Annotated in this window: 23 protein-coding genes; 20 read left to right on the top strand and 3 right to left on the bottom strand. The window is 72.7% G+C overall.

Features of this window, described 5'->3' with window-relative positions:
- Nucleotides 1-4 precede the first annotated feature (4 nt).
- The 11 genes from cpaB (at nt 5) to STBA_RS12500 (ending at nt 8,658) form a co-directional block, all read left to right on the top strand.
- On the top strand, nt 5-751 hold the full coding sequence (cpaB, locus tag STBA_RS12550) for a Flp pilus assembly protein CpaB (protein ID WP_077059333.1): 747 nt from the start codon (nt 5-7) through the stop codon (nt 749-751).
- Between the two features lie 15 nt (nt 752-766).
- Complete coding sequence (locus STBA_RS12545) at nt 767-1,990, top strand: AAA family ATPase (protein WP_077059332.1); 1,224 nt, start codon at nt 767-769, stop codon at nt 1,988-1,990.
- Nucleotides 1,987-2,373, top strand: a complete 387-nt coding sequence (locus tag STBA_RS12540) for a TadE/TadG family type IV pilus assembly protein (RefSeq protein ID WP_077059331.1) — start codon at nt 1,987-1,989, stop codon at nt 2,371-2,373. Before STBA_RS12545 ends, STBA_RS12540 begins: the two co-directional genes overlap by 4 nt.
- Entirely contained in the window at nt 2,370-2,762 is a 393-nt protein-coding gene (locus STBA_RS12535) for a TadE/TadG family type IV pilus assembly protein (protein ID WP_077059330.1), read from the top strand. Before STBA_RS12540 ends, STBA_RS12535 begins: the two co-directional genes overlap by 4 nt.
- Before the next feature lie 25 nt (nt 2,763-2,787).
- Nucleotides 2,788-4,128 (top strand): CpaF family protein, encoded by a 1,341-nt coding sequence (locus STBA_RS12530; protein WP_077059329.1) that lies wholly within the window; start codon nt 2,788-2,790, stop codon nt 4,126-4,128.
- A 2-nt stretch (nt 4,129-4,130) separates the two neighbouring features.
- Nucleotides 4,131-5,093 carry a type II secretion system F family protein gene (locus STBA_RS12525; RefSeq protein ID WP_077059328.1) on the top strand — a complete coding sequence of 321 codons (963 nt, stop codon included), beginning with the start codon at nt 4,131-4,133 and terminating at the stop codon, nt 5,091-5,093.
- An 18-nt stretch (nt 5,094-5,111) separates the two neighbouring features.
- Entirely contained in the window at nt 5,112-6,002 is an 891-nt protein-coding gene (locus STBA_RS12520) for a DUF5936 domain-containing protein (RefSeq protein ID WP_290443807.1), read from the top strand.
- Nucleotides 6,003-6,444: 442 nt separating this feature from the next.
- Nucleotides 6,445-6,648 carry a hypothetical protein gene (locus tag STBA_RS12515; RefSeq protein WP_077059327.1) on the top strand — a complete coding sequence of 68 codons (204 nt, stop codon included), beginning with the start codon at nt 6,445-6,447 and terminating at the stop codon, nt 6,646-6,648.
- A gap of 53 nt (nt 6,649-6,701) precedes the next feature.
- The gene (locus tag STBA_RS12510; protein WP_077059326.1) at nt 6,702-7,241 is read left to right on the top strand and encodes a hypothetical protein; all 540 of its coding nucleotides are present in this window, start codon (nt 6,702-6,704) and stop codon (nt 7,239-7,241) included.
- 36 nt (nt 7,242-7,277) lie between these two features.
- Nucleotides 7,278-7,895 (top strand): hypothetical protein, encoded by a 618-nt coding sequence (locus STBA_RS12505; protein ID WP_077059325.1) that lies wholly within the window; start codon nt 7,278-7,280, stop codon nt 7,893-7,895.
- A gap of 13 nt (nt 7,896-7,908) precedes the next feature.
- Entirely contained in the window at nt 7,909-8,658 is a 750-nt protein-coding gene (locus tag STBA_RS12500) for an OmpA family protein (protein WP_077059324.1), read from the top strand.
- Nucleotides 8,659-8,664: 6 nt separating this feature from the next.
- On the opposite strand, the gene STBA_RS36430 is transcribed toward STBA_RS12500, so the two are convergent.
- Nucleotides 8,665-10,428, bottom strand: a complete 1,764-nt coding sequence (locus STBA_RS36430; RefSeq protein ID WP_077059323.1) for a serine/threonine-protein kinase — start codon at nt 10,426-10,428, stop codon at nt 8,665-8,667.
- Between the two features lie 81 nt (nt 10,429-10,509).
- Between STBA_RS36430 and STBA_RS12490 the strand changes: the two genes are divergently transcribed.
- The 6 genes from STBA_RS12490 (at nt 10,510) to STBA_RS12465 (ending at nt 17,571) form a co-directional block, all read left to right on the top strand.
- The gene (locus STBA_RS12490; protein WP_077059322.1) at nt 10,510-11,055 is read left to right on the top strand and encodes a DUF1990 domain-containing protein; all 546 of its coding nucleotides are present in this window, start codon (nt 10,510-10,512) and stop codon (nt 11,053-11,055) included.
- Nucleotides 11,056-11,322: 267 nt separating this feature from the next.
- Nucleotides 11,323-12,084, top strand: a complete 762-nt coding sequence (locus STBA_RS12485; RefSeq protein ID WP_077059321.1) for an A24 family peptidase — start codon at nt 11,323-11,325, stop codon at nt 12,082-12,084.
- A gap of 231 nt (nt 12,085-12,315) precedes the next feature.
- Complete coding sequence (locus tag STBA_RS12480; RefSeq protein ID WP_253194691.1) at nt 12,316-13,104, top strand: isoprenyl transferase; 789 nt, start codon at nt 12,316-12,318, stop codon at nt 13,102-13,104.
- A 304-nt stretch (nt 13,105-13,408) separates the two neighbouring features.
- A complete protein-coding gene (locus STBA_RS12475; RefSeq protein WP_077063279.1) occupies nt 13,409-14,710 on the top strand; it encodes a PhoH family protein in 1,302 nt (433 codons plus the stop codon).
- Between the two features lie 478 nt (nt 14,711-15,188).
- On the top strand, nt 15,189-15,902 hold the full coding sequence (locus tag STBA_RS12470) for a transglycosylase SLT domain-containing protein (protein WP_077059320.1): 714 nt from the start codon (nt 15,189-15,191) through the stop codon (nt 15,900-15,902).
- Nucleotides 15,903-16,053: 151 nt separating this feature from the next.
- The gene (locus STBA_RS12465) at nt 16,054-17,571 is read left to right on the top strand and encodes an AI-2E family transporter (RefSeq protein WP_171987697.1); all 1,518 of its coding nucleotides are present in this window, start codon (nt 16,054-16,056) and stop codon (nt 17,569-17,571) included.
- Here STBA_RS12465 and STBA_RS12460 read toward each other — a convergent pair.
- Nucleotides 17,568-19,514: an alpha/beta hydrolase gene (locus STBA_RS12460; RefSeq protein ID WP_253194689.1), complete on the bottom strand. Its 1,947-nt coding sequence runs from the start codon at nt 19,512-19,514 to the stop codon at nt 17,568-17,570. The two genes, STBA_RS12465 and STBA_RS12460, sit on opposite strands and share 4 nt — an antisense overlap.
- A 184-nt stretch (nt 19,515-19,698) precedes the next feature.
- Between STBA_RS12460 and STBA_RS12455 the strand changes: the two genes are divergently transcribed.
- From STBA_RS12455 to STBA_RS12445, 3 genes are all read left to right on the top strand, one after another.
- Nucleotides 19,699-20,223, top strand: a complete 525-nt coding sequence (locus STBA_RS12455) for a PadR family transcriptional regulator (RefSeq protein WP_077059319.1) — start codon at nt 19,699-19,701, stop codon at nt 20,221-20,223.
- Entirely contained in the window at nt 20,220-20,942 is a 723-nt protein-coding gene (locus STBA_RS12450; RefSeq protein WP_077059318.1) for an ABC transporter ATP-binding protein, read from the top strand. The genes STBA_RS12455 and STBA_RS12450 overlap by 4 nt, the downstream gene beginning before the upstream one ends.
- An 85-nt stretch (nt 20,943-21,027) precedes the next feature.
- Entirely contained in the window at nt 21,028-23,352 is a 2,325-nt protein-coding gene (locus tag STBA_RS12445) for an FtsX-like permease family protein (RefSeq protein ID WP_077059317.1), read from the top strand.
- Nucleotides 23,353-23,426: 74 nt separating this feature from the next.
- Here STBA_RS12445 and STBA_RS12440 read toward each other — a convergent pair whose 3' ends face one another.
- Nucleotides 23,427-25,187: a hypothetical protein gene (locus tag STBA_RS12440; protein WP_143659473.1), complete on the bottom strand. Its 1,761-nt coding sequence runs from the start codon at nt 25,185-25,187 to the stop codon at nt 23,427-23,429.
- Between the last annotated feature and the right edge of the window lie 13 nt (nt 25,188-25,200).

Below are 25,200 nucleotides of genomic sequence, written 5' to 3'. Positions count from 1 at the left end.
CTTCATGAACGCGCGCCAGCGACGCGGCATTCTGCTGCTGCTCGCCTCGGCCCTGCTCGCCCTCGCGGCGTTCGCCGGGGTACTTGCGGTGATCAACGACGTGGAGTCGAAGGTCGGTCCCGAGACCACCGCATACGAGCTGAGCGAGGACGTCGAGCCGTACCAGGAGGTGACGCCCGACCACGTGCGCGAGGTGAGCATCCCGGAGCGCTACGTCCCGGACTCCGCGGTCACCGACCTGGGCCAGATAGACGACCGCGTCGCCGTCGGCCCGCTCCGCGAGGGCTCCCTGCTCCAGACCGACATGCTGGCCGAACGACCCGAGCTCGACCCGGGCCAGCAGGAGATCGCGGTCATGATCGACGCCTCCACCGGCGTGGCCGGCAAGATCTACCCCGGCGCCGCCATCAACATGTACGCCGCGTTCCGCGTCGAGGAGGGCGGCGACTCCGAGCAGGAGACCGAGATCGTCCAGCTGATGGTCAACAACGCCGAGGTCATCGAGGTCGGCGACCTGACCGAGGTGGAGGACGAGGACAGCAACCGGATGGAAGCGGTGCCGATCACGTTCGCGCTCGACAACACCGACGCGCAGCGGGTGACGTTCGCCGAGGCGTTCGCCGAGCAGGTGCGTCTCGCCCTCGTGGCGCCGGGCGACGAGGAGGAGGTCCCGGTCGAGGAACGCTCCTACTCCATCATTGGCGACATCGTCGGCGCACCGCACTCCGGGCTCGACGGGCTCGTCCCGTAGGAAGCAGGGGACCCGATGACGACGCGCATTCTGCCCGCGGTGGGCGATCCCGACACCGCCCGCTCCCTGATCACCCTGCTCAGCCAGCTCCCCGACAGCGAGCCGCTGCGCTCCGTCCCCGACTCCACCGCGCTCCTCGACACCCTCGCGGCGCTCACCCACCAGTCGGTCGCCGAACTCCCGGACGTGGTCGTCGTCCACGAACACATGGGGCCGCTGCCCGCCCTGGAGCTGATCCGCGAGGTCGCCCTCCGCTTCCCCGCCGTCGGCGTCGTCCTGGTCTCCGCCGACCCGACCGCCGGGCTGTACTCGGCGGCCATGGATGCCGGGGCACGCGGCCTGGTCGGCATGCCCCTGTCCTACGACGAACTGGCCGCCCGCGTCTCCGCCGCCGCGCAGTGGGCCGCCGGGATGCGCCGCCACCTCGGCGCGGGCGAGGAGATCCCGGCCGGTCCCGGCGGTCGCATCATCACCGTGTCCGGCGCGAAGGGCGGCGTCGGCGCGACCCTGCTCGCGACCCAACTGGCGCTGGCCGCCCAGACCGCCGGGCCGTTCGAACGCGGCGCTGTCCTGATCGACCTCGACCTGGTGTGCGGCGACGTCGGATCGTATTTCGACGTGCAGTTCCGCCGTTCCGTCGCCGACCTCGCCGGCATCCAGGACATCTCCCCGCAGGTGCTCACCGAGGCCGTCTTCGTGCACGAGACCGGCCTGTCCATGCTGATCGCGCCCGCCGAGGGGGAACGCGGCGAGGACGTCAGCGAGGCCACCGCGCGGCAGTTGCTGACCGCCGTCAGGTCCCGCTACGACATCGTCGTCGTGGACTGCGGCGCCCACATGAACAGCGCCAACGCGGCGGCCGTCGAAATGGCGGACGTCGCCGTCCTCGTCACCACCCCCGACGTCATCTCCGTACGTGCCGTCAACCGCATGGTGCGCATGTGGGACCGGCTCCGCATCCGCAAGGCCGCCGACACCCTCACCGTCGTCAACCGCCACGGCCGTTCCAGCGCCATCCAGCCGCAGCTGATCGCCCGGATCACCGGCACCCACGTCGCGCGCGGCGTGATCCCGGCCGGTTTCCGCGAACTGCAGGAGGCACAGGACGCCGGCCGCATCCAGGACCTCGACGGGCGCAGCCAGGTGCGCCGTGCGATGTGGGCCGTCGCCGCGGAACTGGGCCTGACCGCCCCCGAGCCCGCCGCCTCGGGCGGCAGACGCCGCGGCAGGCGGTCATGAGGGCGCGGCTGACCGGTCAGGACCGCGACCGGGGTGCGCTGTTCGTCGAGTTCGCCGGGCTCTTCCCGCTGATCCTGGTGATGATGGCCGTGATCTGGCAGTGCATCCTCATCGGCTACACCTTCTCCCTCGCGGGCAACGCGGCCGACCAGGCCGCCCGCGCCGCCGCCGCGGCCGAAGGCGACGCCGAGGGCGCCTGCGTGGCCGCGGCCACCGAGGGCCTGCCGGGCGCCTGGTCGGCCGACGTCTCCTGCCCGCTGGAGGGCAACGTCCGCGTCGCGCACGTCGACCTGCAAGTCCCCGTGCTCTTTCCCGGCGCGCTGAACCTCCCCATGACCATCTCCGGCAGCGCCGGCGCGGCGGAGGAGAACAGGGAACGATGAGGCGCGACGCGGAGGAGCGGACCGGGCGGGACGGCGAGGAACTGCCGCGCGACGCGGGCGTGACCGCCGTCGAGTTCGCCGGCTGGCTGCCGCTGCTGGTCCTCGTCGCGCTGGCCGGGCTTCAGCTCGGCATCGCCGGGTATGCCGCCCAGCAGGCGGGCTCCGCGGCCCGCGCCGCCGCGCGGACCGCCGCCCAGGAGGAGATCGAGGACCAGTGGCGAGCCGCGGGCGAGGCCGCCGTCAGCGACTGGCTGACCGTCACGTTCGACCCCGTCGCGCTGTGCGGCGAGGAGGCCAGCGTCACGGCCAACGTGAACGTGCGCTCCGTGCTGCCGTTCATCGACGGGTTCGGCGAGGTCAGCAGGACCGTGACCATGCCGTGCGACTGAGACAACCGAGCTGAAGGAGCGAGCGATGGGCCTGAAGTCCCGCGTCAACGCCCCCGACCGGCCCGCCGCCGCGGGACCGGGCGACGGGCGGCTCGTCGCGACCTACCGCGCCAAGCTGCTTGAGGAGATCGACCTCGCCGAGATGTCCTCCCTGGACCTGAACGAGCGCCGCGACCGGCTCGAACGCGTCCTCGGCCACATCCTCAGCCGCGAGGGCCCGGTGCTCTCCACGCAGCAGCGCGCCCTCCTCATCCGCCGCGTCGTCGACGAGGCCCTCGGGCTCGGCATCCTCGAACCGCTGCTCGAAGACGCCTCCATCACCGAGATCATGGTCAACGGCCCCGACCAGATCTACGTCGAACGCGGCGGACGCGTCGAACGGCTGCCCCTGCGGTTCGCCTCCGAGGAACAGCTGATGCAGACGATCGAACGCATCGTCTCCACGGTCAACCGCCGCGTCGACGAGTCCAATCCGATGGTCGACGCGCGGCTGCCCACCGGGGAACGCGTCAACGTCATCATCCCGCCGCTCGCCCTCAGCGGCGCCACCCTCACCATCCGCCGCTTCCCCCGCGTCTACACGCTCCCCGAGCTGATCGGCTTCGGCACCCTCGACGAGCACCTGGTGATGCTGCTCTCCGGCCTGGTGCGCGCCAAGTTCAACATCATCGTCTCCGGCGGCACCGGCTCCGGAAAGACCACCCTGCTCAACGCCCTCAGCGGCCTGATCCCCGAGGGCGAACGCATCGTCACCGTCGAGGACGCCGCCGAACTCCAGCTCCAGCAGAGCCACGTCATCCGCCTCGAATCCCGGCCGCCCAACATCGAGAACAAGGGCGAGGTCACCATCCGCGACCTCGTACGCAACTCCCTGCGCATGCGCCCCGACCGCATCATCGTCGGCGAGGTCCGCGGCGGCGAAACCCTCGACATGCTCCAGGCCATGTCGACCGGCCACGACGGCTCGCTGGCCACCGTCCACGCCAACAGCGCCGAGGACGCGCTGCTGCGCCTCCAGACCCTGGCCTCGATGTCCGAACTCCAGGTCCCCTTCGAGGCGCTGCGCGACCAGATCAACAGCGCCGTCGACATCCTGGTCCAGCTCGTCCGCCACCCCGACGGCTGCCGCCGCCTCGCCGAGATCGCCGTACTGGCCTCGCACGGCCGCGAATCGTTCCGCATCGCCACCGTCGCCGAGTTCCGCGCCGAGCCGATGACCACCGACGGCCGGGTGCACGGCCGCTTCCGCCACCACCCGATCCCGCGGGCCGTCGCCGACCGGCTCTACCTGGCGGGCGAGCAGATCCCGCAGGCATTCGGCGTCCACCTGGACGACTCCCACCTCACCACCCGCGAGGCGAGCTGACCATGGGCAACCTCTCCCTCCTGGCGACCGGCCTCGCCCTCCTCGCCCTCGTGTGCGCGGTCGCCGGTTTCCACGTCTACGCCGGCGGCCGGGCCCAGCGGCGGGCCCTCGTGCGGCGCCTCGCGGGCCCCGACGAGGGGCCGCTCCAGGCCGCCGCCCTGCCGGGCCCGCCCGGCCGCAAACGCCGCTTCGACGCACTCGACCGCCGGCTGCGCGGCACCGAGCCGGGGCGCCGCCTGCGGCTGAAGCTCCAGTCCACGGGCCTGGACCTCACCGTCGGCGAGTACGCCGCCTACGCCCTCGCCTCCGTCGCCGCGCTCTGGCTGATCGGCTCCGCGGTGCTCGCGCCGTTCTTCGGCCCGGTCTTCGCCGCCGCGGGGGTGTGGGGCAGCAACGTCTTCCTCAACTGGCAGCGCGCCAGGCGCACCGAACGGTTCATCAGCCAACTGCCCGAGCTGGCCCGGCTGATCGCCAACGGCACCGCGGCGGGACTGGCCATGCGCACCGCGCTGTCCATGGCCGCCGAGGAGATGGACGACCCGGCCGGTGCCGAGCTGAGCACCGTCGCCAACCAGCTGGCCGTGGGCCGTTCCCTGGAGGAGGCACTGAACGAGCTGGGCGAGCGGCTGCCGTCCCGCGAGCTGAACGTGCTGGTCACCACCCTCATCCTGGCCAACAGGGCCGGCGGCACCATCGTCGCCTCGCTGCGCAACCTCACCTCGACGCTGGAGGAGCGCAAGGAGACCCGCCGCGAGGTGCGCACCATGCTCGCCGAGATCAACGCCACCGCCGTGACCGTCCCACTGCTCGGCCTCGGCGCGCTGCTGATGATCAACGCCATGTCCCCCGGCGCCCTCGGCCGCGTCACCGGCAGCCCCGGCGGCCAGATCGCCATGCTCGTGGCCCTCGGCCTCTACATCGTCGGATTCGTCGTCGTGCGCCGCTTCGGCCGCATCGACGTCTAGCCCACCCAGGAGGCCACCGTGGGACTGCTGCTCGGACTCGCCATGGGTGCCGCCGTTTTCGGCATCCTCGTCGCCGTCCGCCTGCTGCGCTCCGGCACGCCGCTGCCCGCCGACCTCGCGCTCGCGCTGGAGGTCGGCTCGTCCCGCGTCTCGACGGCGGGCTCCGCCGTCGACCGGCTCGGCATGCGCTTCGCGCCGCTGGTGCTGCGGCTGATGGGCCGGCGGAACGTGAACCGCAAGCGGCGCAGGATCGACCAGGCGGGCAACCCGGACGGTCTGACGATCGACAGGTACGCCGCCCGGCGCGCGGTGTACGGCGCGTTCGGGCTGCTGACCGCCGTCGTCTTCTTCAGCGCGGGCTGGCCGTTCTTCTCGCTGTTCGGCCTGGCCTTCGGCGCGTTCGCCGCGGATGCCGCCATCTGGCAGGGCATCAGGTCGCGGCGCGACGTCATCGACCGCACCCTGCCCGATTTCCTCGACGTGCTGGCCGTCGTCGTCTCCGCCGGGCTCGGCTTCCGCCAGGCCCTGGACCGGGTCTCGGCCCGCTACGAGGGGCCGTGGGCGGACGAGATCCGCATCGCCCTTCGGCAGATGGACATGGGCGTCTCGCGCCGCCAGGCGTTCGACGAGCTGCGCCGCCGCAACGACTCGGAGCCGGTCAACCAGTTCGTCACCGCGCTCCAGCAGGGCGAGGAGCTGGGTGCCCCGATTGCCGAGACGCTCATCCAGATCGCCCGTGACATGCGTCGCACCGACGCCCAGAACGCGCGCCGCCGCGCGGCCCGCGCCATACCGATGGCGACGCTGGCCACGCTGGTGTTCATGGTCCCGGCCACCATGATCATCATCGTCACCGGCATGATCCTCGGTTCGGGAACGGACTTCACCGGCATCCTCGACGGCGACTGACCGGCGTGGGCCGGGCGCGGGGCCCGCGAGCGCGCGCCCCGCGCGCCCTTCCGGCACCGCCACCGCCCGCCGGGAGCGCGTTCGAGGCCGCGGCGGGCGGCCGGGCGGCGGGGCGTATAACGTTCCCGCCCCTGTGGTTTCGGTTCCCCGGCCGATGGGCACGGTGCCTCATGCGCGCGCACGGGAGGGGTGCGCCCAGCCGTCGACGGCAGCCCCCTGCCCCCGCCTTCCGCTGGACCTCTCTGCCCAAGCCGCGCACTCTGTGGCACAGTCAGTGCCGATAGGTGTACGCGTTGGCCCGCTGGGAGGGGGTCGGGCATGGTGCATCCCGCCTTCATACGGGCGCCGTTGCGGCACAGCTGCCGCCCGACACCCATATCGGGCCGGAACAAGGGCCAGGAGAGGCCGGCTGAACCGGCGTCAGCCGGAGGAGAGGGACGCCATGAGCAGGCTGCTGTCGACCTGGAGACACACCATCGGGGAACGGCTGCACGGCCGTTACTCCGACCGCGGGGCCGGATTCGTGGAATACGCGGGACTGTTGCTGCTGATCGCGTCCATCGTGGGTCTCGTGGTGGGTCTCGGAATCGACAATCAGGTCGCCGACGCCGTGCAGAACGCGGTCAACGAAATCCTTTCCGGCTGACCGCCCGCGGCCCGCGCGGGGACGCCGGAGCCGTTTTCCCGCTGTATATATGGATGGTGACCGGCTTGCTGCTGGTCGCCTTCACCTTCTTCGTCTTCGCACGCGCCGCCGTGCTGCGCGGCGGCGGGCAGTCGGCCGCGGACGCCGCGGCGCTGGCCGCGACCCAGGAGGCCAGGGACGACCTGTACGAGAGGTTCCTCGATGCCATCGGGGAGGACGCCGACGAGGACGCCGACCTGGAGGACATCCTGGCCGGGGAGGACCTGCCCCCGGCCTGCGGCCCGTCGGCGTCCCGGCTGGCGAGCCGCAACGCCGCCGGGGTCGACGACTGCGGGCTCGCGCAGGGCGGCACCGGCTACACGGTGCGCGTGCGGACCACCGAGACGGTCGGGGACACGGTGATCCCCGGCACCGAGGCGCAGCACGGCTTCGCCGGGGCGACCGCCGTTCTCGAGGGCCTGTGCGAGGTGACGACCGAGGAGTCCGACCGCGTCGAGCTCGAATGTGAGGAGGAGGACTGGTCGTTCGACCCCGCCGACGATGAAGACCTGCCCGAAGCTCGTGATCTTTTCCGGGTCTATCTAGAAGACTGACCACCGACATGCTGACGCACGAAGGACCGGCGCCCGATGGATCTCCGTGAGAACAAGTCCCGACTCATCCTGATCGTGGTGGCGCTCGGCGCCGCCCTGGTGATCGCCGTGGCCAGCTGCGGGGGCGGGGGTGGCGACGACGACGGTGATGCGCGGGAGAGCGAGGAGAGCGCGGACGCCACCCCGGACGACGGTGCGAACGCCGACGGCGGGGAGGGCGGGGACGAGGAGACCCCGGACGGTGACGAGGAGGAGCCGGCCGAGCTGCTGGCCGAGGTGACCGGCGAGGAGAGCATCACACTCGCCATCACCCGCGCCGAGCGCGAGGCCGGCGGTTTCCTGACCGTCGAGGGGACCGTCACCAACGGCGGCGACGGCACCTGGTTCACCACGCGCTGGGCGGGCCCGGAGCGGGAGCTGTCCGAGAACGGGTTCTCCATGGCAGGCGCCTCGGTCGTGGCCAACGAGGAGGGCAAGCGCTACCTGATCCTCCGCGACACCAGCGGGCGCTGCCTGTGCACGGGTTTCGGGACCGGCATCGAGGCGGGCGCGACCGTGCCGTGGTTCGCGCAGTTCCCCGAGCCCGAGGAGGGGACCGCCGAAGTCTCGTTCCAGGTGGGCAACATGCCCCCGGCCACCATCCAGATCCGCTGAGGGGAACGCAGAGATGACGTACGGACTGCACCGTTCCTGCCGGGTGGGTGCGATCGCGCTGTCCGGCGCGGCCGTCATCGCGCTCGGCACGCCCGCGATGGCCGAGGACGACCCCCCGCCGGGCTATGTGGAGCCCGTGCCGCCCGAGATCGATCCGGAATCCGCCGGGCTGATGCTCGGCGACGGCGCGACGCTGGCCGACCCGCGGGTGCTCGACATCAAGTTCATCACCGAGGACCTGGCCTCCGGCGAGGCCGGCGAGGAGGACCCCACCACCGGCGGCGGCACGACGGGCGGCGACACGGGCGGGGAAACCGGTGGGGAAACCGGTGGGGAAACCGGCGGCGCCGAGGACGGCCAGGCCCCCGCCGGCGGGGGTGAGCAGCGCGAGGAACGGACGGGCGGCACCCACAAGTTCACGCTCCAGACCGACGTGCTGTTCGCGGAGGGCAGCGCCGAGCTGGGCGACGAGGCGCAGGCGGCGCTCCAGGACGTGGCCGCCGCGATCGACGCGTCAGGCCCCGCGGAGGTCAACATCTTCGGGTTCACCGACGACCAGGGCAGCTACGAGAGCGGCCGGGTGCTGTCCGACGAGCGCGCCTGGAACACGCAGGACGCGCTGCTCGACCTCATCGAGAATCCGACCGAGATCCAGTTCAACGTGCGCGGCTACAGCGAGGACTACCCGCTGTACGACAACACCACGGAGGAGGGCCGGCAGGGCAACCGCCGGGTGGAGATCTCCTGGCCGACCGAGGAGTGAGAGCCGTTACTCGTTGTTGGGCTTCCACTGGGTCGCGGTCGTCACATAGGTGGGCAGGTCGCGGTTGGTGGGATTGACCTCCACGCGGTCGATCCACAGCAGTGTGAGCGTGCCCGTGGCCGTCTCCACGCAGATGCCCATGCCCTCCGACAGGCTGCTGCCCCGCAGGATGTCGTCCGGCGGAACGGGGTTGGCCAGCGGCGCATCGTGCGCGGCGGCGTAGCACTGCTCCGCCGTGGGCTCCCGGATGTCGATCGTGCCGACGAACAGCTCGGGCGTGAACGAGATGCCGTCGTTCACCACCGAGTCGTCGTCGCAGAACATGTACCGGATGGCCGAGTCGAGGCCGCGGAACTCGAAGTCGCCGTAAGCGACGGCCTGGACGGTCAGCTCCTCGGGGTCGAACTGCGTGACGTTCGCCTCGTAGCACTCGCCGCCCACGACGTTGTGCTGTTCGTGGAAGATCGGCGCGCGCAGCGGCAGCGAGACGTCCTCCTGTGCCACGTAGTAGGGGGCGTCCGGGTCGGTGTGCTGCGGCGGGCGGTCGCCGTCCGCCGAATCGTCCGCCGGCTCCTCTCCTTCTCCTCCTTCTCCTCCTTCTCCCACTGCGCCGCCCGCGGCATCGCCCTGCGGCGCGCCGCCTTCGTCGTCCCCGCCGGCGAGTTGCAGCGCCAGGACGCCGGCGATGATCACCGCGAGCACCGCCACCACGGCCAGCGCGATCTGCCCGCGCGGCCTGGACCGGCCCGCCGGCTCCGGCGGCCGCGAGGGCACCGGCACCGGCACCGGCGTCGGCGGCCCGGCGGGCGGTGCCGGCGGCGCGGGTGCGGGCGGCGCGAGTTCCGGCGTGGGCGCGGGCGGTGGGGCGTTCAGCCGCTGGGTGACCTCGTCCGCGACCGGCGCGGGCAGCCAGCTCTCCTGCCGGCGCAGCGTGCGGCCGGGCGCGAGCGCCCGGCACGCGTCGATGACCTCCGCGGGCGTCGGCCGGGCCGCGGCGTCCTTGGCCAGGCAGGCGGCGATCAGCCCGCGCAGCGCCTCGGGGGCCGTGGCGAGATCGGGCTCCTCCTGAACGATGCGGTACATCACCGCGTGCGCCGCACCCTCGCCGAACGGGTGCCTGCCACCTGCCGCGTAGTGCGCGACGAGGCCGAGCGCGAACACGTCCGTCGGCGGCCCCGCCGAGGCGCCGGTGATCTGCTCGGGCGCCATGTACGAGGGCGTGCCCACCCGCACGTCGGTCCCCGTCAGGGCGGTGACGTCGGCGGCCCGCGCGATGCCGAAGTCGATCACCTTCGGCCCGTCCGAGGCCAGCAGCACGTTGCCCGGCTTCAGGTCGCGGTGGATGATCCCGGCCGCGTGGATCGACTGGAGCGCCTCGGCCACGCCGCCCACCAGCAGCAGCACCGTTTCCGGCGGCAGCGGCCCGTAGGTGCGCACCGCGTCCGAGAGGGAGAGGCCGGGAACATACGCCGTGGCCAGCCACGGCGCGGAGCCCTCGGTGTTGCTGTCGAGCACGGGCACGGTGTAGACGCCCTGTACGCGGCGCGCCGCGCGTACTTCGAACTCGAAGCGCCGCCGGAACTCCGGATCGTCGGCCAGCTCGCTGCGCACCACCTTCAGGGCGATCGGCTGGCCGCCGCGTGTATAGGAGAGGTACACGCTGCCCATGCCGCCGGAGCCGAGACGCGCCTGGAGCGCGTAGCCCGCGACCTCCCGCGGGTCGGCGGGGCCGAGTGGTTGCGGGTGCGACGGTGTGCGGTGTGCGGTCATGCGTCCTTCCCCCCGGATCGTGGACGGCGTGAGGTGCATCGTAGGGCGGCGGGGTCCGGCACGAGGAACAGGGGTTCACGGATGAGCACGGATGACTTCACCTACGGTCACGTGGGCTGGACCCGGTCGGCCGAGGGGCCGCCGCCGGACGGGTTCCACCTGCTGCGGGCGCGCACCCGCCTCGGGAACGGCCCCGCGGTGCGGGCCGCGGCGGGATCCGCGGTGCTGGGCTGGCGCATGCACCGCGCCGCCGGACTGGCCGTCGCGGCCGAGGCCGCCGAGGCCGCCGAGGGGGTGCGGGTCGCCGTCGGCATCGGCGTGTGGCGGCTGCGGCTGTGGGCGCCGTGCCGCGTGGTGTGGACGGTGAACGAGCCGGACCGCGCCGGGTTCGCCTACGGCACGCTGCCCGGCCACCCCGAACGGGGCGAGGAGGCGTTTCTCGTCGAACGGCTGCCCGACGACTCGGTATGGCTGACGGTCCTGGCGCTCAGCCGCGGCGCCGTCTGGTATACGCGGGCGGCCGGCCCGCTGGGCCGGGCGGTGCAGCGCGGGGCCGCCCGCGGGTACGGCCGCGCGCTGCGCCGCACCGTCCGCAGCGCGGGAAAAGCGCATGGTGAGCCCAGTTGAACAGCCGGTCGAACGGTGTACCGGCACCTCACCGGACTGTGCGCGCGAGGGGGTAACACCCTTCCAGACGGTGCGGTAGGGTTCCCCTCGTGTTGGCAGATGCTGACATCTTTGGCGCCAGCGTCGTCACTCCCACCCCGACGACGACTGGCGGGGCGGACCGTGAGCCACCCCCCCGCTCCGGTCCGGCCCCATTCCACGGGCCGGTCTGCCCTCCCCCCCACTCGGGCAGGCCGGCCCGCCGCACGTCCGCATTACGCTCGGGCCGTGCACCCCCTTCTGATCACCGCCGCCGCAGGTTACGGCGCGCTGGCCGGGCTGCTCCTGGCGCGCCCCGCCTACCGCCTGTCCGTCGAACCGGGTCGGCCGTGGCGTTCGGCCTGCCCCGCCGGGCACCCGCTGGCGGACGGGCGGCGCGGTCTGCTCGGCCGGTTCGGCTGGCTTGGGCCCGCCCGCTGCGGGGACTGCGGGGCGAGCGCCGAACGTTACGGGGCGCCGGCTGTGCGGCCCGCCGCCGCGAGCGCCGTCTGCTGCGCCGCGCTGGCCGCCGCGGTGGGGGCGCGGCCCGAGCTGGTGGTGTGGCTGCTCGCGGTGCCGGTCGTGGTGTTGCTGGCGGCCGTCGACTTCGCGGTGCAGCGGCTGCCGGACGTCCTGACCCTGCCGCTGGCCGCCGCGGTGGCCGCGGGGCTCGGGCTCGCCGCCCTGTCGGACGCGGCCGGCGGCAGCTGGGGCCGGGCGCTGCTGGCCGGGGCGGTGCTGAGCGGCATTTATTTCGTCCTGTTCCTGATCAACCCGCGCGGCATGGGCTTCGGGGACGTCAAGCTGGCGATGCCGGTGGGGATCGCTCTTGGGTGGTACGGCTGGGCGGTTGTGTTCTTGGGCACGTTCGTGGGCTTCCTGCTGGTCGCCGGGTACGGGTTGTCGCTGGTCATCGCCCGGCGGGCGGGGCGCGCGTCAACGGTGCCGTTCGGGCCCTTCATGGCGCTCGGCGCGCTGGTCGCGCTCCTGCTCGGCGGACTCGCGACCTGAATCTTGACGGAAGGTGCCCCCGGCAAGGGCATTCATGCGTTACCGTGGAATCCCCCCCTCGGGCCGGTCCGTATCCCCCCCCACGGACCGGCCCGCTTTCGTTTCCGCTTTCCCCGCCCCGCTCCGCCCTGCGCCGCCCGCGCCGCGCCACCGCTGGCCGGAATCCTCCGTTCCGGCGTACGGCCCGGTGGAGCGGCAGTAGAGTTCCGGACACCCAGGGGAGTCAGGGCCATGGAGGGGCTGACACACACGATGAGGAACAAGCTGCGCAGGCTGGCCGTCAGGCTGTACGCACGGCGGGTGGAGGGCCGGCTCGACACCGACAGGAGCGCCAAGCACATCGGCGTGATCCTCGATGGGAACCGGCGCTGGGCCAAGGCCGCGGGCAGCACGACCAAGCAGGGGCACGAGGCGGGCGCTGCCAAGATCCGCGAGCTGCTCGGCTGGTGCGCCGAGACGGACGTCGAGGTCGTCACGCTGTGGCTGCTCTCCACGGACAACCTCAACCGCGAGGCGAACGAGCTGGCCACGCTGCTGTCGATCGTCGAGGGCGCGGTGCGGGACCTCGCCGAGGACGGCCGCTGGCGCGTGAACCACGTGGGGGCGCTCGACGTGCTTCCCGAGCGCACGCGTGAGGTGCTGCGCCGGGCGGAGGAGCTGACCAAGGACCGCAGCGGGATACTCGTCAACGTTGCCGTGGGCTACGGGGGCCGTCAGGAGATCACCGACGCCGTCCGTTCCCTGCTGGCCAAGCGCGCCGCGGAAGGGCAGACGCTGGACCAGGTCGCCGAGGGCCTGGGGGTGGAGGACATCTCCGAGCACCTCTATACCCGCGGGCAGCCCGACCCGGACCTGGTGATCCGCACCAGCGGGGAGCAGCGGCTGTCCGGATTCATGCTCTGGCAGAGCGCCCACTCCGAGTACTACTTCTGCGAGGCGTACTGGCCGGCGTTCCGCAAGGTGGACTTTCTCCGGGCCCTGCGCGATTACGCCGCGCGTCATCGCCGTTACGGAGTCTGACCGGTTCTGGCCGGTTTCAGGTGGTGATGCGGGGGGACCGGGCGGGGCATTCTTCGCATGAGATGCGCAGGGAGCGGGCATATTCTTCCCGGACCGCGCATCCGTGTGGTCCGCCGGGAGGCCCTTTGCGCACCACAGCACCCCCTTTTTCAGGCGGGGACAAGGGCCGGTACCGGTCCCGTGCGCCACGGGCCGGGGCCGGCCGTCTTGATCCCAGGCGCCCTGGGCGCCTTGTTCCCGCACCTCATTCGAGGGGGTTCGTCCACTCGTGGCCACCAGCAAGAAGCGCTCGCACGACCGGCGCATGTACGTCCTGGACACCAGCGTTCTCCTCGCCGACCCGGCGGCCATCACCCGCTTCGACGAGCATGAGGTCGTCCTTCCGGTCGTTGTCATCTCCGAGCTAGAGGCGAAGCGTCACCACCCGGAGCTGGGCTACTTCGCCCGGCAGGTCCTGCGCCGGCTCGACGGGTACCGCGTACGGTTCGGGCGGCTGGACACGCCGCTGCCCATCGGCGATCTCGGCGGCACGCTGCGGGTCGAGCTGAACCACTCGGACCCGACCGTGCTCCCGCCGGCCATGCTCAACGAGCGGGGCCGCCTCGCGGACAACGACTCGCGCATCCTGGCCGTGGCGCGCAACCTCCAGGCGGAGGGCCACGACGTCACCGTCGTGTCGAAGGACCTGCCGCTGCGCATCAAGGCGTCCTCGGTGGGCCTGGCCGCGGAGGAGTACCGCGCGGAACTGGCCATCACCGACTCGGACGGCTGGACCGGCCTGGTGGAGATGCCGATGAGTGCCGAGGCCGTGGACGAGCTGTTCGCGACGGAGAGCCTGCACGACGAGACGGCCGCGACGCTGCCGGTGCACACCGGCCTGGTGATCTCCTCCGAGCGCGGGCGCGCGCTCGGGCGCGTGGCGCCGGACGGGCGCGTGCGTCTGGTGCGCGGGGACCGGGAGGCGTTCGGGATCCACGGGCGGAGCGCCGAGCAGCGGATCGCGCTCGACCTGCTGCTGGACCCGGAGGTGGGCATCGTGTCGATGGGGGGCAGGGCCGGCACCGGCAAGTCGGCGCTGGCGCTGTGCGCGGGGCTCGAAGCGGTGCTCGAACGGCGCCAGCACAGCCGGGTGGTCGTCTTCCGGCCGCTGTACGCCGTCGGCGGCCAGGACCTCGGCTACCTGCCGGGTACCGAGGCCGAGAAGATGAACCCGTGGGCGCAGGCCGTCTTCGACACGCTGTCGGCCGTGACGACGCGCGAGGTCATCGAGGAGGTGGTGGCCCGCGGCATGCTGGAGGTGCTGCCGCTGACCCACATCCGGGGCCGGTCGCTGCACGACGCGTTCGTCATCGTCGACGAGGCCCAGTCACTCGAACGGAACGTGCTGCTGACGGTGCTGTCCCGGATCGGGCAGGACTCGCGGGTGGTGCTGACGCACGACGTGGCACAGCGGGACAACTTGCGCGTGGGGCGCTACGACGGCGTGGTGGCGGTGGTGGAGAAGCTGAAGGGCCACCCGCTCTTCGCGCACGTGACCCTGACCCGTTCGGAACGGTCGCCGATCGCCGCGCTCGTGACGGAAATGCTTGAAGACGACCGTATTTAACGGCTTTTCGGCCCGCTCGTACCCAAAAGGCGCGGGCGGGCCGAAGTATGCGCACGACGGACTAATTCCGTGAATCGGGTGACCGGCCCCAAAGTGCCCGTCGCGCCGGGGTGTTCGCGCCGGATAAGCGCAGGCGGGCGGGTCACGGAACGGTATCGGCGGTTTGGCAAGCCCTATCGGCCTGTGAGCTTTCCCACAGAGGGCTGAATTGCTTCCGGGTGTGCGGGTCCGGCAGTGTGTGCGTCTGTCAGGCCCCGCATACGGCACCGAGTGTCTCCCAAGGACACCGCAAGGACTGCTTTTTACAACTGAACAGCCGCTCGCCGTATGCCGCCCGAAGAACACGTGGACCCCGCGCCTCACCGCGCGCGGCCCCGACCGGGCCAGCGCCTCCTGCATCAGTACTTGAGGAGGCCCGAGTCAGGGGCACGATTGCGCCCGGCGGGACATCCGGCGGGCGATGTCGGAAGGAAACCGTGTGACCGGGATTTCGGTCCGGGGATTCGCAGTGGCGTCCGCCACCGCGGTGACCAGCGTCGGCGCTGCCGTCGGTGTCGCCTCGGGAGACGATCAGGGCCGCCCTGCGGAGAACATCGAGGCCGTCGCGGCCGACGCGACGCTGCTCGCTGAGATACCCGCCGGCACGAATGCCGATCTGCACACCGCCTCGCTAACGCAGCAGGTCGAGTCGCAGAGCAATGCCGCCGACGCCGACGCGCGACGCGCCGCGCAGGAGGCCGCACGCATCCAGGCCGCCGAAAGCGCGGCGGAGCGCCGGGCGGAGGCCGAGCGCGAGGCGCAGGAGCAGGCCGAGCGCGAGGAGGCGGAGCGCGCCGCGGAAGAGGCGCGGGCCGCTGCCGCCGCGAGCGAGTCCGCCACGTTCCCGGTGCAGTCCTCGTACACGAAGTCGGAAGTGCAGGCCATGGCCCGCCAGATCGTGGCGGCCGACCAGTTCCAGTGCTTCTCCAACATCGTGGACCACGAGAGCGGCTGGGACCACACGGCGACCAACCCGTCCTCGGGCGCCTACGGCCTGATGCAGGCGCTGCCCGGCTCGAAGATGTCGTCCCAGGGCTCCGACTGGCAGACGAACCCGGCGACCCAGATCCGCTGGGGTGTGAACTACATGGAGGACCGCTACGGAAGCCCGTGCGGTGCCTGGGAGTTCTGGCAGGCCAACAACTGGTACTGAGAGGTACCGGTACGCCACGCCGTGCGAAGTCCCCGTTCCGTTGCGGAACGGGGACTTCGCCGTTGTCCGGTGCGGTCCCCCGGCGTGGCGCGGTGCACGGTAACGTCGTGCCGCGCACCGCGTGAGGAAACTGGGGGCGGAGGGAAATGGGATGTCAGCACTGGGCCGGGTAAGGGCCGGTTTGTCGCGTGCGGGGAGACGGGTATCCGGCTTCCGGGCGGCCGCAGAACGCGAGCAGGAGCGCCGTGAGCACGAGGCCGGCCGGCAGGGGGAGGCCGAGGCCGAGGCGGCGGGCGTCGTCAAGGACACCGGCACGGGCCCCGTGCCCAGGGAGCGGCTCCAGGCCAGGGCGCGGCGCGTGGTGAGCGGGGAGGGGCCCGCCGCGGCGGAGCCGCCCGGCCCCGCGGGCCCGGGCGGCGAGCCGCCGGCCGTGCCGCCGAGCGGCCCGCCGCTCGGGCCGCGGCCCAAGCCCGCGGAGGCGATTCCGTGGGGCGTGCGGGTGGCCGCCGAGGCCGGGTGGCGGGCGCTGGTGCTCGCCGCCGTGGTGTGGATGCTCATGCAGGTGGTCAGCTCGGTCAGCCTGCTGGTCATCTCCTTCGCCGCCGGCCTGCTGATCACCGCGCTGCTCCAGCCGTTCGTCGGCTGGCTGAAGCGGATGGGCTTCAGCCGCGGGGCGGCCACGGCGGTGACGGCGTTCGGCGGTTTCGCCGTCATGGGCCTGATGGGCTGGTTCGTGGTCTGGCAGGTGATAGACAACTCCGAGGATCTGACCGGCCGGGTCCAGGAGGGCATCGAGGAGCTGCGGGACTGGGTCCTGGAGCTGCCGTTCGACATCACCGAGGAGAACCTCGACGGCTGGGTCGACGACATCAACGAATGGATCAGCGACAACAGCGACACGCTGACCTCGGCCGGGCTCGAAGGCGTCAACTACGTGGTCGAGTTCTTCACCGGTGCCGGTATCACGCTGTTCATCGTCCTGTTCCTCCTCTACGACGGCCGCGCGGTGTGGCACTGGTTCCTGCGTCTTGTGCCGCGGGCGGCCCGCGAGGGCGTCGCCGGCGCCGGGCCGCGCGCCTGGATCACGCTGACCGGGTACGTGCGCGGCACGGTGATAGTGGCGCTGATCGACGCGGTCGGCATCGGGCTCGGCCTGTTCTTCATCGATGTGCCGATGGCCGTACCGCTGGCCGTGATCGTCTTCGTCTCCGCGTTCGTGCCGCTGGTCGGCGCCATCGCTTCGGGCGCGCTCGCCGTGCTGGTGGCGCTGGTGACCAACGGCGCGGTGGACGCGCTGATGGTGCTGGGCGTGGTGCTGCTGGTCCAGCAGATCGAGGGCAACGTCCTCCAGCCGTTCATCCTCGGCCGGATGGTGCGCGTGCACCCGCTCGCCGTCGTGCTCGGCGTTGCGGCCGGGTCGATGCTGGCCGGGATTCCGGGCGCGATCGTGGCGGTGCCGCTGATCGCGGTGACCAGCACGGTGGTCGGCTACCTGCGGGCGTACCAGGAGGAGGCGGACCGGCGCGCGAACCAGGAGAGCAGCGGCGCCACCATCGCCGAACTCGCCCCCACCACCGGCCCCCCACCCGGCGCCCCCGCGCCACCCCCGCCCACGGACCCGCGGACACCGGGCCCGCAGACCCCGGGAGGCCAGGGGCCGGAGCTCTAGCCGGCCCAGCCGTGCTTCGGCGGGTGGCGGACTTCGAGGAGCCAGCTCAGCCGGTCGGTGTCCGTGGCGGTCCAGCCTTCGGGGGGCGCGATGGCCGCCCAGGCGTCGACCGGATTGGAGCCGTAGCGGTGCCCGTGGGGGGCGGGCGCCCCGTAGGAGACCGCCATGTCCACGGTGGTCTGCCAGAACGTGACGAACGGGAACCAGTCGATCGACGAGGTGACGTCGGGCCCCAGCGGCTCGTGCAACCACTCGGGCCGCTTGAACAGCAGGTCGGGCGACCACCACACGACGGGGTCCGACGCGTTCTGGAGGTAGACGATCCGCGGCTCCTCCCAGACCTGACCCTCCGGCAGGAGCAGGTCCGCGTCGGGGAACTGGGCGAAGCGGACGTTCCGTCCCTCGTCGTAGACCGGGCGCCACACCGGGCTGCCCGGCTCCCGGTTCTCGGTCAGCTCGCTGTGGATCGGGCTGAAGTCGGGCGGGCCGATCATCAGCGCGCCGTCCGTCCTGGCGATCATGTCGTCCAGGCCGTCGAACGCCGACTCGACCGCGGAGACGGCCAGGCTCTCGCCGAACACCAGCAGGGTGGGCCGTTCGTCCGCCGGCTCCTGCTCCCACCGTGCGTGCACCGCGTCGAACAGCGCCTCGGTCGCGAGCCCCGCCTCGTTCCTGTCCACCATGAACGAGGCCCAGCTCGGCAGGTACGAGTACTGCATGGTCACGACGGCCGTGTCGCCGCCGTGCATGTACTCCAGCGCCTCCACCGTCGTCGGGTTGACCCAGCCGGTGCCGGTGGTACCGGTGACGGCCAGCACCGCGCGGTCGAAGGCGCCGGTGCGCTCCAGTTCGCGCACGGCCAGTTCGGCGCCGTCCGCGTAGTCGTCGTAGGCGGCGCGCCCGACGTAGGCGCGGATGGGGTTCTCGGCCTCCTCGCCGGTGAAGCCGGCGATCTCCTGGCCCGAGATGGCGCTGCCGGTGAACGTTCTGCCCTTGTTGCCCAGATCGTCCCAGTCGATGAGTGAGTCGGGGCTGCCGGACAGCATCGGTGAGTAGGGCCGCATGACGCCCGGGTCGGTGCTGCGGTCCTTCGCGGCGGCCAGCCGGTCGGCGACGCCGAGGATGCCGCGGTCCCACACGACGTCCCTGGTGCCGATGACGACGATCGTGGTGGACATCGCCAGGCCGAGCGCGACCGCGACGGGCCACGGCACGAACCGGTTGAGCAGCCGGGTCAGCAGCCGCGTGCCGAGGCGGATGCCGCGGGCGGCCAGCAGCAGGAGGGCGAGCACCGCGAGGGAGATCAGGGCGATCATCAGCGAGTGCCAGGTGAGCGTGGGCGGCAGCCCCTGGAGCCGCCGCAGCTCGCGCTGCATGTCGGCGCTGCTGCCCAGCAGGTAGGCGACCACGCACGGAAGGAGCAGCAGGTACGCCAGCCAGCAGCGCGCCCGCACCCGCCGGCTCGGCTGCCAGGGCGAGAGCAGGCGGAACAGCCAGGAGGCCAGCGCCCCGAGGCCGTAGCCGATGGCGGCGGTGATGCCGCCGATCGCGCCCTGGTAGTACCAGGGGCGGGGGACCAGCGAGGGCGTCAGCGACAGCCAGAAGAAGAACGTGGCCGCCAGACAGGCGGTCAGGTCGGGCCAGCGCCTGACGATCCAGGTGGAGCCGGGGCGTTCCCAGTAGGGCTGCCGGACGAACGCGACCGCGAGCCGGCGGGCCGTGAGGACGGTCCCGCGGGCCTCCTCGGCGCGCGTACCGGCCGCGGTGGCCGGTCGTTCGTCCGGGGCGGCGGGGCGTTCGTCCGCGGTGGCGCCGGGGTCGGCGGCGTCCGGCTCGGCAGCATCCGGCTCGGCGGCGTCGGCCCGGATGGCGCCGGCCCCGTCGGCGGCGCCGGAGCCGGACCTGTGCTCCGGATCGGCGTCCGGCGCCGTCTGTTCAGTCACTTCGTCTCCGCCTCGTCCGCCCCCGCGTCCTGCCTCTTCACGCTAGGGGATCAGACGCGGCGGCGGCAGGCGACGTTGCGTGCTTGGGTCCTTTCCGTGCTGCGGGGGTGACGACACCGTCGGGTACGGTGCTATGCACCACGTCTATACACCGCATGTATACCCGATGTGTATAGTGCGGGGCATGTCCATCAGCCACACGCTCCTCGGCCTCCTCGAAGCCGGACCGCGCCACGGGTACGACCTGAAGCGCGCCTTCGACGCCCGCTTCGGGCAGGACCGGCCACTGCACTACGGGCAGGTCTACTCGACGATGTCCCGGCTCCTGAAGAACGGCCTCGTCGAGGTCGACGGCATAGAGGCGGGCGGGGGGCCCGAGCGCAAGCGGTACGCCATCACCGACGCCGGGGTCACCGATGTCGAGGACTGGCTCGCCACCCCGGAGAAGCCCGAGCCCTACCTCCAGAGCGTTCTGTACACCAAGGTCGTCCTCGCGCTGCTGACCGGACGCAACGCCGACTCGCTGCTCGACATGCAGCGTGCTGAACACCTGCGCCTGATGCGCGGGCTGACCCGGCGCAAGGCCACCGGCGACCTCGCCGACCAGCTCATCTGCGACCACGCCCTGTTCCACCTCGAAGCCGATCTGCGCTGGCTCGACCTCACCGCGGCCCGCCTCGACCGGCTCGCATCGGAGATCCACACATGAGCAGCACCGCACACGACCCCGCACCGCCGGCCGCGACCGCGGAGACCCCTTTGCTCGCCGCGACGGGCCTGCACAAGACGTACGGCAGCACGCCCGCCCTGGCGGGCGCCGACTTCGCCATCCGCGCCGGCGAGACCGTCGCTGTGATGGGGCCCTCGGGCTCGGGCAAGTCCACACTGCTGCACTGCCTGGCGGGCATCGTCCCGCCGGATCAGGGCACCGTGCGCTACAACGGCCGCGACCTGGGCAGCCTGTCCGACGGCGAACGCAGCGCGCTGCGGCGCGCCGACTTCGGTTTCGTGTTCCAGTTCGGCCAGCTGGTACCCGAGTTGACCTGTGAGGAGAACGTCGCGCTGCCGCTGCGGCTGACCGGCACCGGGCGCAAGGCCGCCGCGGCCCGCGCCACCGAGTGGCTGGCCCGGCTCGAGGTCGACGACGTCCGGCACCACCGGCCGGGACAGATCTCCGGCGGCCAGGGCCAGCGCGTGGCCGTGGCCCGCGCGCTGGTCAACACGCCGCGCGTGCTGTTCGCCGACGAACCGACCGGCGCACTCGACTCCCTCAACGGCGAACGCGTCATGCAACTTCTCGTCGCCGCCGCGCGGGACACGAAGGCCGCGGTGGTGCTGGTCACCCATGAGTCCCGGGTGGCCGCCTACTCCGACCGCGAGGTCGTGGTCCGCGACGGCCGGGCCCGCGATATGGCGGGGGCACTGTGAGCGACGCGCGTGCGGCCTGGTGGCCGCGGTCGGGGTGGGCGCGCGGGCGTTGCCGCGCGGCCGGAGAAGCGAACGGAGTGGTGCTGTGAGCGGCGGTGGGCGAGTGTCCTCGTGGGCGCGGGAGCTGGCGGTCGGCGCGCGGTTCGCCCTGGCCGGCGGGCCGGGCTGGACGCGCACGCTGCTGACCGCGGCGGGGGTCGGGCTCGGCGTCGTCGTGCTGCTGCTGGCCGCGTCCGTGCCGCATGCGGTGGCGGAGCGGAACGCGCGCGGCGACGCCCGCTCTCCCGCGTCCCTGGGGGAGGAAATGCCGCCCGGGCCGGACACGGTGCAGTACATCTCCAACGGCACCGAATACCGGGGCGACAGCGTCGGCGGCATGCTGCTGCGGCCCGACGCGGGTGCGGACACGACGGCGGAACCGCCGCCCGGCCTCGACGCGTTCCCCGCCCCGGGCGAGATGGCCGTCTCCCCGGCGCTGGGTGAGCTGCTGGATTCGCCGGAGGGCGAGCTGCTCGCCGAGCGCTTCGACCACCGGCGGGCCGGCACCATCGGGGCCGAGGGTCTCAAGGGCCCGAACGAGCTGATGTACTACGCGGGCGCCGAGGCGCTCCCCGAGGAGCGCGCGTTGCGCACTGACGCCTTCGGCGTCGACTCCGTGGGCACCGAACTGCCTCCCGTGCTGGTGCTGCTCATCGTCGTCATCTGCGTGGTCCTGCTGATGCCCGTGGCCGTGTTCATGGCCACCGCGGTCCGGTTCGGCGGCGAACGCCGCGACCAGCGGCTCGCGGCGCTGCGCCTGCTGGGCGCGGACACCGACATGACGCGGCGGATCGCGGCGGGCGAGGCCCTGGTGGGCGCGCTGTTCGGGCTGGTGGCCGGTGTGGGGGCGTTCCTCGCGCTGCGGCAGTTTCTCGGCTCCATCACGGTCTGGGAGTTCAGCACCTATCCGGGCGACATCGTGCCGTCCCCGCTGCTGCTCGCGCTGATCCTGGTGGCGGTGCCGGTCTCGGCGGTGGTCGCGTCGCTCCTCGCGCTGCGGGGGATAGCCATCGAGCCGCTGGGCGTGGTCCGGGAGAGCTCCGTGCCGCGCCGCCGTCTGATGTGGCGGCTGGCCCCGGGGGTGCTGGGGCTGCTGCTGCTCCTGCCGTTCGTGGGCTCGTTCGACAGCGGCAGTTCCGCGGAACAGGGACAGGTCGCCACAGGCGTCGTGCTGCTTCTCGCGGGCACCACGGTCCTGCTGCCGTGGCTGGTCGAACGGGTCGTCGGGCGGCTGCGCGGCGGTCCCGTCTCCTGGCAGCTCGCCACGCGGCGGCTCCAGCTCAGCAGCGGCGCCGCGGCGCGCACGGTCAGCGGCATCACGGTGGCGGTCGCCGGTGCGATCGCACTGCACATGCTGTTCTTCGGCGCGCGGACCGACCAGACGGTGGCCACCGGGGACGACCCGGACCGCGCACAGATCGAGGTCAGCCGAACGTCCGCGGACGGCGGCGACATGAGCGCACTGGTCGGCCGTCTTGAGTCGGTGCCCGGGGTCACGGACAGCTTCGGCAGCGTGGTGGGGGATGCGGTCACGGAGACAGGTGACTTCACTCCCGTGCTGGTGGCCGACTGCGGAACGCTGCGGGAGTCGGCCGTCCTCGACTCGTGCGCGAACGGCGACGTCTTCATTGCGAACAGCGGCGACGTGCCGGAGTCGCGTCTGCCCGCGCCCGGGGAGCGGCTCAACCTCGCCGTCAGCTGGGAGACCGGCGAGGCGGCCGGCGAGCCCCGGTGGTGGACGGTTCCCGAGACGGCGCCCCTGGTGGAGTCGAGGCCGGATGCGAGCGGGCAGGAGCACGTCGGCATCCTGGCCACGCCGGCCGCCATCGACCCCGGACTGCTGGCGGACCCATGGACCGAGGTGCTGCTGCGGGTCGATCCGCACGAGGCCGACGTCATCGAGCACGTCCGGAACGTGGCCTGGGAGACGAGCCCGCCCGCGCAGGTGTGGGAGCTGGAGTCGGAGCGGGTGTCGGACGAGCTGCTCCAGGTCCAGCAGGCACTGCTCGTCGGCGCGACCGGGATCATGCTGCTCATCGGCGCCAGCATGATCGTCTCGATGTTCGAGCAACTGCGGGAACGCAGAAGGCTGCTGTCCGCGCTGGTCGCCTTCGGCACCCGGCGCGGCACGCTGGCCGCATCGGTGCTGTGGCAGACGGCCGTGCCGGTGGGCCTTGGCCTGGCGGTGGCCGCGGTCGTCGGAACGGGGCTCGGCGCGCTGCTGATGAGCATGGCCGGTCTCCGGCTGGGCGGCTGGCTCGCGTTCCTGCCGATGGCCGGGGCGGGGGCCGCCACGATCGCGCTGGTGACCCTCGTCAGCCTTCCGCTGCTGTGGCGGCTGATGCGCCCCGACGGGCTGCGCACCGAGTGACACGCGGGCCCGGCCGCCCCACGCCGTTTTCCGCGGGGCGGCCGGACCGCGCCCGCGTCCTGCGTCCCGCGGTCTCAGCGGCTCACGGGGCGCGGCAGCCGGTCGAGGCCGCGGCGGACGCGCGTGAGGTCCTGGCGGAGGCGGACGACGTCCTCGCGCGACGTGACGTTCGCGTGGGCGTCGAGCAGACGCTCGTACTCGCCGCGCAGCCGCTTCAGCGCCCGCAGAGCACTCGGGGACGCGGGCAGCGGAACGTCCGCCAGGTCGTCGCCGAGCCGTATGAGGTCCGCGGCGGCCGCCCGCGCGGCCAGCTCCGCGGTGGCCAACTCGCTGCGGACGCGGGCCGGCGGCATGATCGACAGCCGCCTGCGGCGGACGGCGGCGGCCCTGGCCCGGCGCTGGCGCCGGGTGAGCCGCCTGCCGAGCACGCGCGCCAGCAGGGCCGCGACCGACAGGAGCAGGAACAGCAGGGCGAAGCGCCCGAGGGCCTCCGGGCCGGGAGGCCTGAGGGAGGGGCCGAAGCCGTCCGCCGACTCGATGCGTCCCAGCAGGTCGGTCAGCGTCTCCCCGATGAACGCGTCGCTGCCGTGCGCCCACCCGGCGGCCTCGACGAACGACGCCTCCCCGGTCGCGGAGGTCGTGCTCACACGGCCGCCGTGGTAGGGGGCGACGGTGAACACCGCCACGTTCTGCCCGTCGGCGGCGACCAGCTCGGCGAGCGCGCTCTCGGGCCCCGGCAGCGGATCGCCGAAGCGGAGGTCGAGCACGGGCTCGGGAAGGAACGCCACCCTGGCCGACGGGTCGGCCGCCGTCAGCGCCTCGGCGTGCTCCGCCACCTCCTCCGGCGTCGTCCGCCAGTCGGATATCCCGGGGTGCACGTAGACAGCGGTGTCCGCGAGCGCCGCCCGAGCGGTCTCCGCGGGGTCCGCGGACGAGAGCAGCGCCGCCAGCAGGGCCAGCCGCTGCGGCACTTGGTCCACCGGCACTTCGGTGATGGCCGAGGCGCCGATGACGGTCTCAAGATCGGATATCTCGTACGGCACGTCGGGGCCGGCGCCGAACACGGCGGAGAAGGCGCCGTCGTCCTCCCACTGGATGAGCACCGCAACGCCGTCGTCGGGCAGGCCGCTCAGCATCGACGCCTGTGCCGCCTCCAGGGCGCCGCCGACGCCGGAGACCAGCGCGGCCCGTATCCGCGGCACCCCCGCGAAGGAATCGCGCAGCAACTGCATGTCCAGCGCGGGGAACGCCGCGGTGACGGCGGGGTCGACGAAGAACGGGTCGTCGTCCGAGACGGCGGCGACCGAGGGCCGCAGGTCGTCGTCGAGGGCGTCGGGCAGCGACAGCAGGAAGTTGCCCGAGGGGATGCCGATGCGGTGCGAGTCCTCGGCCTCAAGGTCCTCGCGGGTCACCGGCACGCCCGTCACGGCCCACGCGCTCGCGGTCACCGGGCTGTCGCTGACGGGCGAGGGCACCTCGCTGTACACGAGGTAGACGCCCCGCTCGCCGACGCTCGCGGCCAGCTCCTCGGCCGCCGCGTCGCCCTCGCCCATCTCCTCGGTGAGCATCGCGACCCGGATCGGCGTCTCGGCGGCGGCGTACCGGGCGCGCATCAGCTCGACGGTCCGCTCGTCGATGCCCTCGTAGTCCTCGGCGATCCACACGCCGGGGCCGTCGGCCAGGGCCTCCGCCGCGGCGTCCAGCTGCCCGGCGGCGTGCGCCGGGGGCGCCATGAGCAGGCCTAAGATCAGAACGGACCCGACCAGCCCCGCCAGTGCCGCCACGGCGCCGCGCATGCTCCACCCCCCTGCCCCGCCGACCCGGTCCCGGGCCATGCTGTGGAATCCT

It is taken from the genome of Streptomyces sp. MP131-18 (genome assembly GCF_001984575.1).
GTDB classification, from domain to species: domain Bacteria; phylum Actinomycetota; class Actinomycetes; order Streptomycetales; family Streptomycetaceae; genus Streptomyces; species Streptomyces johnsoniae.
The sequence above is the reverse complement of the archived record's forward strand: the minus strand, read 5'-3'. Positions and strand labels throughout refer to the sequence as shown.